This is a genomic window from Photobacterium carnosum (assembly GCF_021236965.1).
Lineage (GTDB): Bacteria > Pseudomonadota > Gammaproteobacteria > Enterobacterales > Vibrionaceae > Photobacterium > Photobacterium carnosum.
Map to the genome: position 1 here is coordinate 134,111 of NZ_WMDN01000011.1, position 10,671 is coordinate 144,781.

The window sequence follows — 10,671 nt, forward strand, 5'->3', positions numbered from 1 at the left end:
TCTTATTCCTTATTCAAAGGTATGCTGAGATCCTGGAAATGTACCAGACTCAACATCTTCAATGTATTTAGTAACCGCAGCACGCATATCTCCAGTTTCCGCAAGGAAGTTCTTAGAGAACTTCGGCATATAGTTTGCAGAAATACCAAACATATCGTGCATAACCAGTATTTGGCCATCGGTCGCATTACCCGCACCGATACCAATGACAGGCACATCCACCGCCTTGGTAATACGTTCAGCAAGACTTGCTGGAACACATTCCAATACGATGATTTGGGCACCAGCTTTCGCGAGAGTAATGGCATCTTTAACCATTGTCTCAGCTTGATCCAAATTGCGGCCTTGCACTTTATAACCGCCAAAAATATTGACAGACTGAGGTGTTAAACCAAGGTGAGCACACACGGGAACTGCTCGTTGTGTCAGGGTTGTAATCGTTTCAGCAACCCAAGCGCCACCTTCGATTTTGACCATATTTGCCCCTGCGCGCATTAGTTTAGCGGCATTTTCACAAGCTTGTGCTGGGGTTGCGAAGGTCATGAATGGCATGTCAGCCATTAGCAGCGAGTTAGGGCTGCCTGCACGAACACTGCGCGTATGGTAAGCGATATCATCAATGGTTACTGGAAGGGTATCGTTTTGACCTTGGAGAACCATGCCTAACGAGTCACCGACTAACATAACCGGCATATTTTGCTGCTCAAATAACTGAGAAAAACTCGCGTCATATGCTGTTATTGATGCAAATTTACGACCTTCTTGCTTCCATTTTAGGAGATCGTTGATGGTGATTTTTTTCATAGCTTCTTTCTCGCCCTGATGAATTTATGCTTGCCAAATAGCTAAGCCATTACGGTTAACCTGAGTTAATAACGTGCATAAAGAAGTGTGATCAGGCAAAACTAAAGCAGGGTTAATTTCGGCAAGTGGATACAGTACGAACTCCCGTACTTTCATTCCATAGTGTGGCACGGTAAGGCGCTCACACTGGTGCTGTAGATCGCCATATAAAATAATATCGAGATCTAACGTCCTTGGTCCCCAGCGTTCATCTTTGCGAACACGTCCTTGTTCGAGCTCTATTGCTTGAGTGTGATCAAGTAATTCAAGCGGAGCTAATGTGGTATCGATAGCGACAACCGCATTTATATAGTCAGGTTGATTTTGCGGTCCCATCGGGGTACTGCTGTACAACGACGATACGCTAATAACATGTGTATTTGGTAGGTGGTGTAGTGCTTTTATTGCGGTTTGAGCTTGGGCGACAGGGTCGCCCAAGTTACTACCGATAGCAATATAAGCGCGAATCATGAATTAACTTGTGGTTTTTTACGGCGTGGTTGCTGTGGGCGACGACGACGTGGGCGACGAGTACCACCACCATCATTGATGTTAGTCATCATTTGACCGCGTTGGTTGTAATCTGCGTCTTGGAATTCATTCCACCATAAGGCCAATTCTTTGATATCGCTGCCTTCAAACAAACTGCGCATTTCTAAGAAATCATAAGCAGCACGGAACTTAGGGTGTTCCATGGTTTTAAATGCACGCTTACCACTACGACGACTAAAGCGTAATTGTTGCTGCCAAATATCGCGGACCGTGGTGGTATGGCGACGTGGAATAGCAATTGAACGCACTTGTTCGTCAAGAATATCGTTACTCGCCACCATAAAGGCATCATAGAATGATAAACCGCTAGCAAAAGAGACTTCTTCTGCTCGTGTCATCATTGGATACCACAGCATAGCAGCATAAATAAAGGCTGGATTAACCCGCTTATCTTCAGCCATTCGCTTATCGGTCGAAGTAAGGATATGCTCGATCATTTTCTCGGTTTTGCTGCTGTTATTCTCAGTGAAATGGTCAGATAAAATTGGGAATAACTGCTGGAATAAATTGTATTCACGCAGCATACGGTAAGTTTCTAGACCTTGACCTGATTGCAGTAACTTGAGGCTTTCTTCAAACAGACGCGCTGACGGAATATCTTGCATCAGTGGTGCTAGTTCACGAATTGGCCCAGCGGTTACGGGGTCAATATCCATATCGAGCTTAACGGCAAAGCGTACTGCTCGTAGCATTCGAACTGGATCTTCACGGTAACGTGTTTCAGGATCACCCATTAAGCGAATGATACGATTGTTTAAATCTTCGATACCTTGAGCATGGTCAGTAACCGTAAAATCTTTGACGCTGTAATATAGGGCATTAATGGTAAAGTCACGGCGTTCTGCATCTTCTTCAACAGTACCGTAAACATTATCACGTAATAACATGCCTTCTTCACTACGAGAAGATAGTTGTGGTTTTTGCTTGTCTTGTGGTGGTGTTACTTGTATTGGCGCGTCTGAATGGTGGCCACGAAAGGTAGCTACTTCAATAATGTCACGTCCAAAAAGGATGTGAGCAAGACGAAAACGACGGCCGATTAAGCGACAGTTACGAAACAGTTTTTTGATTTCTTCGGGAGTTGCATTAGTTGCAATATCGAAGTCTTTAGGCTGTTTGTGAAGTAATAAATCACGGACGCCGCCACCAACAAGGTAAGCGTCGTAACCTGCTTTATTTAGACGATATAGTACTTTCAGCGCATTTTCGCTGATATCTTTTCGTGAAATGCCGTGCTCTGGGCGTTGGTAAACTTGCAAAGTTGGTTCCTCTGGAACGCGAGTACTACTATCGCGATTCAATACTTTACGGCAAAAGTTAGCTACTCGATTAAAGATAATACACCCCATTTTGTGCACATGGTTCAACAAACAGCCGTGTATGATATATCACGGCAGACTATTTTAGAATGCTAGTGTGATAGCAGTTGTCTTTGGTAGCTGTTTGAGCTGCCAATGAGTGATGCCCCACTGTAAAATTTGTTCTACATTTTCAATGACAAGTTCTGTCGGTGGCGAAAAGCCGAGAAAGCGTAGCGCTGCCATTAATGCTGGCCGAGGATTGTGTTTATCAATCGCTGGAGCATGGTTTTGTTTCGACAATTTATGCCCATTGTCAGTAATGGCGAGCGGTAAGTGCAAATAACGCACAAAAGGATGCCCAAGTTGTTGATAAAGAATCATTTGATGCCCAGTAGACTCAATTAAATCTGTACCGCGTACAACGTCGGTGATCCCTTGTTCGATATCATCTAGCACTACAGCAAGATTATAAGCAAATAGGCCATTGCGATGGCGAATGATAAAATCTTCACGCGCTAACGCTAACGGCAATTCGATACGGCCGTGTAATAGGTCATCGAAATGGGTTATTGGTGTGTCTACTTGTAACCGAACCGCACCATTGCTGTGCCGTTGATTGAGGGTACGACAGGTACCTGGGTAAAAGCCGTCCGTTTGCTGAATGTTTTTTCGACTACACTGACAATAATAAGCGTTACCTTGCGTTAACCAAGTTTCGATTTGAGCTTGATAGACGTCATGGCGCAAGCTCTGGTAGATGATATCGCCATCCCACATGAAGCCAAATGCTTCTAATGTGCGAAGAATATCATCAGCAGCCCCTAGCATTTCGCGAGGTGGATCAAGATCTTCGATCCTAACTATCCATTTTCCTTGCCGAGATTTGGCTTGAAGGTAGCTTCCGAGTGCAGCAATTAACGATCTGAAATGCAATAACCCTGTGGGCGATGGTGCAAAACGACCGACATATTGATTCGTGTTAGTCATACATTAATAAACGGTTATAAAATCCAAATTGATTATTATTTAATTTGGTACGGCAGCGTAAATGTCGCCCAGAGTCAGGGGCAAATATGACAAGATATATTCCCTCCAAACTGAATAAGACTCTCGACTTATGAGAGCACTATTCAGTTTGGTGCCTATTTATCTATAACATGAGGTTATGATTAAAAGGCAGAGCTCGTGCGACATCGGTAAGTAAACAACCATTAGGTTAATTACTGCGTGTTATTTTGAGCGCTAGTGTAAACGAAAGAGGGAGCTTACGCTCCCTCTAAAATTAGCTTTAACCTGATAATGGCGTAATTAGCCAGCCATTTGCTTTTCTTTGATCTCTGCAAGTGTTTTACAGTCGATACAAAGATCTGCAGTTGGGCGAGCTTCAAGACGGCGAATACCAATCTCAACACCACAAGAATCACAGAATCCGAAATCATCTTCTTCGATACGCTTGAGGGTTTTGTCAATTTTCTTGATCAGTTTACGTTCGCGGTCACGATTACGAAGTTCAAGACTGAACTCTTCTTCTTGTGCGGCGCGATCCACTGGATCGGGGAAGTTAGCGGCTTCATCTTGCATGTGGTTTACTGTGCGATCAACTTCAACGCGAAGTTGGTTTCGCCATGCTGATAGAATTTTAAGGAAATGCTCTAATTGAGCTTCGCCCATGTATTCTTCGCCAGCTTTTTCCTGATAAGGTTCAACCCCAGCAATAGCCAGGATGCCTAGTGATTTTTTAACAATGGTCTCTGGCATATAGCATCTCCTAATGTACCTAATAACCGTCACTGGTTAATTTTGGGCGGTATCTATACCAGAAAGGTTACGGCGTGGCAATTATTGTATAACTTCAATTCTACGTCAATGTGAAGAAAACGGCATTTTTTATGTCAAATGCTGGAATTGTATACAGTCTTCGAGTTTTATTTCATCAGCAATAATAGTCGCTCGATAGCAAATTATTTCCACGCCAGCGTTGATGGCTTGCTGTAGTAATCGTGCATATTCCGGATCAATATGGTTCGCAACATTGACCTGATTAATCCCCGTATGTAATACCGCAAAAAATAAAACAGCTCGTGATCCTTGCTGTGCCATTTCGGTCAATTCTCGTAAATGTTTCTGACCACGAGTGGTAACCGCATCAGGGAAATAACCTTGACCATTGTTAGTGAGTAAGGTCACGCTTTTTACTTCAATATAGCAGGGCTGACGAGTTTGTGATTCAAGTAATAAATCGATGCGACTATTTTCAGCACCGTATTTTACTTCAGTACGTAAATTTTCATAATCACTGAGTTCAGGTATGCGTTGTTGTTCAATGGCTTCTTTGACGAGATGATTAGCTTGAATGGTATTGACACAGATCCAATCATTAGCGGCGGTATGGGCTAATTCCCAGCTATTAGGGTATTTACGTTTTTTATTATCAGACGTTGAATACCACACCGTGGTTCCGGGTTCTGCGCAACCTGTCATTGCACCCGTATTAGCACAATGAATGGTTCTAATCTCACCATCATCTAATGTGATGTCTGCTAAAAAACGTTTGTAGCGTTTAATTAAGGTGGCTGCTTGTAGTGGCGGAGTAAATTTCATTTATGGCCTCATGCATGGATTATTATTTTTAGTTGTGAGTAGGCTTTCGTTACAATGTGGTTCCGTTTTGATCATGACATAAGGTGACACCCTTGTCACAACTCCCTATTGATGATGTTTTAGCTGCTTTGTTTGCAGCATTAGCTAGCCATACCCAAGTAATTTTAAAAGCCCCACCGGGAGCGGGTAAGTCAACCCGTTTGCCTTTGGCGTTATTGGCACAAGGAACAATAGCGGGGCGAATTATTATGTTGGAGCCGCGACGGTTAGCCGCTAGAAACATTGCGGGTTATTTAGCTCAGCAATTAGGTGAGCGTGTCGGTCAAACCGTTGGCTTACGGGTGCGCGGCGAAACTAAAGTCAGTGCACAAACACGGTTAGAGATTGTGACAGAAGGCGTAATGACGCGAATGTTGCAACATGATCCTGAATTAACGGGCATTGGGCTGATTATTTTTGATGAGTTCCATGAGCGCAGCATTCATGCCGATACTGCATTAGCGTTAGCAATCGAAGTCCAACAAGCGCTACGCGACGATCTGCAATTATTAGTGATGTCAGCCACACTAGATCAAATCGCATTGGCACAGCTACTTCCTACAGCGGCGTATGTTGAATCTCAAGGGCGTTGTTTCCCAGTGGAATATCGCTACCAGCATGTTAATGATCCTCGCGATGTGATTGATCATATGGCGGCTGCGATTAGCCAGTTACTCGCGCAAGAATCCGGTTCGGTATTAGCGTTCTTACCCGGTGTTGGTGAAATCAAACGGCTTGCGCAAGCATTGGCTACACGTTTATCGGCAACAAATAACAATAACCCTATCAATATTTGTCCATTGTATGGTCAGTTGCCCATCGAACAACAACAGCAAGCGATTAATCCTGCCCCCGCAGGTCAACGTAAAGTGGTACTTGCGACCAATATTGCCGAGACCAGCTTGACTATTGAAGGGATTCGATTGGTGGTTGATAGTGGCTTTGAACGTATCGCGCTGTGGGAGCCTAAAACAGGGATTAGTCGCTTACAGCAAGTACGTATAGCCCAATCATCTGCTGAGCAGCGTGCAGGTCGTGCAGGACGCTTAGAGGCGGGTATTTGTTTACGGATGTACAGTGAGGAATTATTACAGCGTCAGCCCGCAACTCCGCAACCTGAAATTTTGCGCAGTGATTTAACCGCTCTGGCAATGGAGTTGGTGCAATGGGGGTGTCATGATCCACAAGATCTACAATGGTTAGATGTACCACCGATGATTGCATTGCAACAGTCGCAGCAATTGTTGCAGCAATTAGGTGCGATTGATGAACGTGGTCAGCAAACATCGCGAGGGAAAGTGATGCAGACCTTAGGTGCTGATCCGCGTCATGGGGCGATGCTCGCTTTTGCTCAGCAAATGGCACAGCAGCAAACGGATATGACTATTTTAACGACGGCGGCAATGCTAGTGGCGTTATTAGAAGATCCACCGCGTGGTATTGATAATCCAGATTTAGCGTTTCAGTTGCACTTACTAGAAACAAAAAAACTCGCTAAAAGTCATGCTTATTTGCAACGTACGCATCAACACCTTACAACTCTCGTAGTACCTAAAAATACGCCGCTCAAGGTTAATAATCATTGGGCCGCTATTTTACTTGCGGTTGGTTTTCCTGATCGTATTGCGCAATCCCGTACTGATGATGGTCGGTATCAGTTAGCCAATGGTCAAGGGGTTGTACTTGATAGTAGTCAAAGTCTTGCCACTCAATCATTGTTAGTGGTGGCCGATGTTGTTAAAACCCGCCAAGGTGATAGTCGTATCTTCTCTGCTATTGCGGCTGACGTCAGTGTATTACAACAAACCTTACCGTTATTGTTTACTGAATGTGATTGGCTCGATTGGGATGATAAAAAAGGCCGTTTAAGTGCTGAGCATCGAGTTTATTGTGGCAAATTAATTGTCGCCCGTAGTCTTGCTGCGACGCCAGATTCAGCCTTAGCCAGTGAAGCGTTACTCAATGCAGTTAAACGTAAAGGATTAGGCGTTTTAAATTGGACAGAAAAAGCCAACGCATTATTGATTCGTGGTCGTTGTGCCAATGAATGGTTACCTGAGCTTGGCTTGCCAGCGTTAGACGAGGCGAGTTTACTCTCCAATGCTGAGCAATGGTTATTGCCTTACTTAAATGGGATTACAACCTTAAAAGGCTTACAAAAAGTCAATATGGTGGCCGCATTAGAGGCGTATTTGGGTTGGAACAACAAACAGCAACTCGAGCAATTATTGCCAACCCATTATCAAGTGCCAACGGGATCAAATATAACGATCCGTTATCAAGAACAGCAACAACCCGTGTTGGCGGTTAAGTTACAAGAAATGTTTGGTGAGCCAACAACGCCCACTATCGCTAACGGTAAAGTGGCTTTAGTGCTGGAATTGTTATCACCCGCACAACGACCATTGCAGATCACGCAAGATTTAGCGGGTTTTTGGCAAGGCTCATACAAAGAGGTTCAAAAAGAAATGAAAGGGCGCTATCCCAAGCATCCATGGCCTGATGATCCTGCAAATCATATTCCAACCCGCAAAATCAAAAAATACCTTTAACCGCGGTAAACAAGCTCGATACCTGTATATATAATCAGTTATAGTTGTTAGGATCTTAATATACTGAATCATGAAGTAGAGGCCTATTATGGCCTCTGCACTATAGGAATAACGGTAGTTGATGCATTATGAGTAAGTCGCCACAACCTCAAAAACCACAGTCAAAAAAGCCTACAGTTATGCCAAAAAAGGTTGCTGTAAAACCAGCTACGAAAAAAAAACCATCTAAAAAATCAGTCGTTAAAAAGACAGCGACTAAAAAACGCACGTCCAAAAAGAACACTTCTCCTCATCCGTGGCTGCATAAAATGGGTAGTTTGGTATTTAAAATAATGCTGGTGGTCGTAGCAATATTGCTCGTGATCGGTATTTATTTAGATACTGTGGTACGCAATAAAATGGATGGTCAAATTTGGGACTTACCTTCTGTTGTTTATGGGCGTGTGCTTACCTTACATTCAGGTCAAGCAATGACGTTAAGTGACGTTCGCCATGAATTAGATGCGTTGCAATACCATAAAGTAGCAACCCCACAACGAATGGGTGAGTATTCAGCGTCGGCAACCCGTATCGAATTAATTCGTCGTCCCTTTAAGTTTGTTGATGATCCTCAGCCACAACAACATGTCATGTTGACTTTTTTAGGCAGTAGACTGACTTCGATCGTTGATGTTACAACAAAAAAAACACTAAAAACGGTCAAGATAGAACCTAAGCTACTGGGTATGCTCGGACTGACGGGTAATGAACAACGGATTTTTATGGCGCGCGATCAATTCCCGCCGTTATTAATTGATGGTTTGTTAACGACTGAAGATCGTGATTTTTATCAACATGAAGGTGTTTCACCATTAGCGATTTTACGGGCAATGGTGGTAAACCTTAAAGCGGGTCATACCGTACAAGGGGGCAGTACCTTAACCCAACAATTGGCAAAAAATTTATTTTTAAGTCGTGAACGTAGTTTATGGCGCAAAGTACGTGAAGCCTATATCGCGGTTATTATTGATTATCGGTACAGTAAAGATCGTATTCTTGAAGCGTATTTAAATGAAATTTATCTTGGTCAAAATGGCGCTAAAGAAGTACATGGTTTTCCTCTTGCGGCACGGTTCTATTTTGGTCGTTCGTTAGAAGAGTTGCGAGTTGATCAATTGGCGATGTTAGTTGGAATGGTAAAAGGGCCGTCACAATTTAATCCGTGGCGTCATCCTGATCGCACCACTAAACGTCGTGACTTAGTGTTGATGTTACTTTTAAAACACAATTACCTTACTGGAGCTGAATATGAACAAGCAGTTTCAGAGCCATTAGGGATTCAAAAAACACCCAAGATAGCCAGTCGTCAACCTGCGTATTTTCAACAATTGCAACGTGAGCTAGAACAAGATGTTGGCGATATTTACAAATCAGGTAAAGGACTGCGTATTTTTAGTACCCTTGATCCGGTGTCTCAACAAGCAGCAGAAAAAACCATTGCCGTAATGGTGCCACGGTTAAATAAAAAAGCCGGTGTTAAAGTCGAAACAGCAATGGTTGTCGTTGATCGTCAAAATGGTGCGGTAAGAGCACTGATTGGTGGTAGTCGCCCGGGCTATGCAGGTTTTAATCGTGCGTTGGATGCTAGCCGTCAAATAGGCTCACTCGCTAAGCCAGCGGTTTATCTAGCAGCGCTAAGTCAACCACAAAAGTTCACCTTAGCGACTACCTTGAGTGATAGCGCCATTGTTTTAAAAGGCAGTAAAGGCACATCGTGGCGACCAAGAAACTATGATCGAAAATTTCGTGGTCAAGTGCCGTTATATTACGCCCTCGCACATTCATTAAATGTGCCAACGGTAAATCTAGGCTTAAAAGTCGGGCTAGGAACGGTAATTAACACTATGGCTAAACTGGGGGTTAAGCGGGACGAAATTCCTCATTTACCCTCAATATTATTGGGCGCATTTAGTTTATCACCGTTTGAAGTTGCACAAATGTTCCAGAGCATTACCAATAACGGCCGTAAAGCACCGCTGTTTAGTTTGAATGCCGTTGTTGATAGTCGAGGTCGTGTTTTGTATCAACACCAGTCTCAGATTGAACAGGTGGTACCAGAACAAGCGGCTTGGTTAACGACGTATGATATGAAAAAAGTGGTAAGCCAAGGGACAGCCCGTTTTCTTCAGAGTAAATTCAGTTCTGCTAAGTTAGCGGGTAAAACGGGAACAACCGATAATAACCGTGATAGTTGGTTTGCAGGAGCTGATGGCCGCGAAGTTGGCGTCGTGTGGGTTGGTCGTGATGATAATACATCAGTACGATTAACGGGCTCTAGCGGTGCATTACGGGTTTATGCTGATTATCTTGCTCGTCGCCAACCATTGCCGTTAAATATCGGCTGGCCACCTTATATCACCACTGTTAAGTATCAACCAGCAGCCAATGGTAGTTTACGGTTTGATTGTAATGGTAGTGTTGCATTACCAGCATGGGATAAAAATGGCGAGTTAAAAGCGCAGTGTCATGATAATCAGCCTGCAACATGGATCAAGCATATGTTTGCAGATTAAGATGAAAACTGGCTATTGATGGTAGTGTAAAACGACAGCGGTGAGGTTGTCGTTTTTTTTCGTGCTTTTTTTACAGACGAAAAAAAAGCCTCATCAGAGATGAGGCTTTCAAAAGATGGTGCCGACTACCGGAGTCGAACTGGTGACCTACTGATTACAAGTCAGTTGCTCTACCTACTGAGCTAAGTCGGCACACTAAATTCTTTTTAAATAATGAGCTGACTCATTATC

At 43.6% G+C, this 10,671-nt stretch carries 8 protein-coding genes and 1 tRNA gene; 2 read left to right on the plus strand and 7 right to left on the minus strand.

The window, feature by feature from the left end:
• Positions 1 to 9: 9 nt before the first annotated feature.
• From panB to sfsA, 6 genes are all read right to left on the minus strand, one after another.
• A complete protein-coding gene (panB, locus tag GLP24_RS12155; RefSeq protein WP_101768570.1) occupies positions 10 to 804 on the minus strand; it encodes a 3-methyl-2-oxobutanoate hydroxymethyltransferase in 795 nt (264 codons plus the stop codon).
• Positions 805 to 828: 24 nt separating this feature from the next.
• A complete protein-coding gene (gene folK, locus GLP24_RS12160; protein ID WP_101768571.1) occupies positions 829 to 1,314 on the minus strand; it encodes a 2-amino-4-hydroxy-6-hydroxymethyldihydropteridine diphosphokinase in 486 nt (161 codons plus the stop codon).
• Positions 1,311 to 2,744 (minus strand): polynucleotide adenylyltransferase PcnB, encoded by a 1,434-nt coding sequence (gene pcnB, locus GLP24_RS12165; RefSeq protein WP_269154996.1) that lies wholly within the window; start codon positions 2,742 to 2,744, stop codon positions 1,311 to 1,313. Before pcnB ends, folK begins: the two co-directional genes overlap by 4 nt.
• A gap of 54 nt (positions 2,745 to 2,798) precedes the next feature.
• Positions 2,799 to 3,683 (minus strand): tRNA glutamyl-Q(34) synthetase GluQRS, encoded by an 885-nt coding sequence (gene gluQRS / locus GLP24_RS12170; protein WP_232616077.1) that lies wholly within the window; start codon positions 3,681 to 3,683, stop codon positions 2,799 to 2,801.
• Between the two features lie 321 nt (positions 3,684 to 4,004).
• Positions 4,005 to 4,454, minus strand: a complete 450-nt coding sequence (gene dksA, locus GLP24_RS12175) for an RNA polymerase-binding protein DksA (RefSeq protein WP_045037371.1) — start codon at positions 4,452 to 4,454, stop codon at positions 4,005 to 4,007.
• 129 nt (positions 4,455 to 4,583) lie between these two features.
• Positions 4,584 to 5,297 carry a DNA/RNA nuclease SfsA gene (gene sfsA / locus GLP24_RS12180; protein WP_101768574.1) on the minus strand — a complete coding sequence of 238 codons (714 nt, stop codon included), beginning with the start codon at positions 5,295 to 5,297 and terminating at the stop codon, positions 4,584 to 4,586.
• Positions 5,298 to 5,389: 92 nt separating this feature from the next.
• Between sfsA and hrpB the strand changes: the two genes are divergently transcribed.
• Both hrpB and mrcB read left to right on the plus strand, forming a co-directional pair.
• A complete protein-coding gene (gene hrpB / locus GLP24_RS12185) occupies positions 5,390 to 7,888 on the plus strand; it encodes an ATP-dependent helicase HrpB (protein ID WP_232616078.1) in 2,499 nt (832 codons plus the stop codon).
• A gap of 179 nt (positions 7,889 to 8,067) precedes the next feature.
• Positions 8,068 to 10,440: a penicillin-binding protein 1B gene (gene mrcB / locus GLP24_RS12190; RefSeq protein WP_407951505.1), complete on the plus strand. Its 2,373-nt coding sequence runs from the start codon at positions 8,068 to 8,070 to the stop codon at positions 10,438 to 10,440.
• Between the two features lie 116 nt (positions 10,441 to 10,556).
• On the opposite strand, the gene GLP24_RS12195 is transcribed toward mrcB, so the two are convergent.
• Positions 10,557 to 10,632: transfer RNA gene (locus GLP24_RS12195), tRNA-Thr, on the minus strand.
• Between the last annotated feature and the right edge of the window lie 39 nt (positions 10,633 to 10,671).

Excerpts from the sequence above, each read along its gene's own strand:
- panB (WP_101768570.1), bottom strand. The coding sequence starts at position 804 with ATGAAAAAAATCACCATCAACGATCTCCTAAAATGGAAGCAAGAAGGT.
- folK (WP_101768571.1), bottom strand. The coding sequence starts at position 1,314 with ATGATTCGCGCTTATATTGCTATCGGTAGTAACTTGGGCGACCCTGTC.
- pcnB (WP_269154996.1), bottom strand. The coding sequence starts at position 2,744 with ATGGGGTGTATTATCTTTAATCGAGTAGCTAACTTTTGCCGTAAAGTA.
- gluQRS (WP_232616077.1), bottom strand. The coding sequence starts at position 3,683 with ATGACTAACACGAATCAATATGTCGGTCGTTTTGCACCATCGCCCACA.
- dksA (WP_045037371.1), bottom strand. The coding sequence starts at position 4,454 with ATGCCAGAGACCATTGTTAAAAAATCACTAGGCATCCTGGCTATTGCT.
- sfsA (WP_101768574.1), bottom strand. The coding sequence starts at position 5,297 with ATGAAATTTACTCCGCCACTACAAGCAGCCACCTTAATTAAACGCTAC.
- mrcB (WP_407951505.1), top strand. The coding sequence starts at position 8,068 with ATGCCAAAAAAGGTTGCTGTAAAACCAGCTACGAAAAAAAAACCATCT.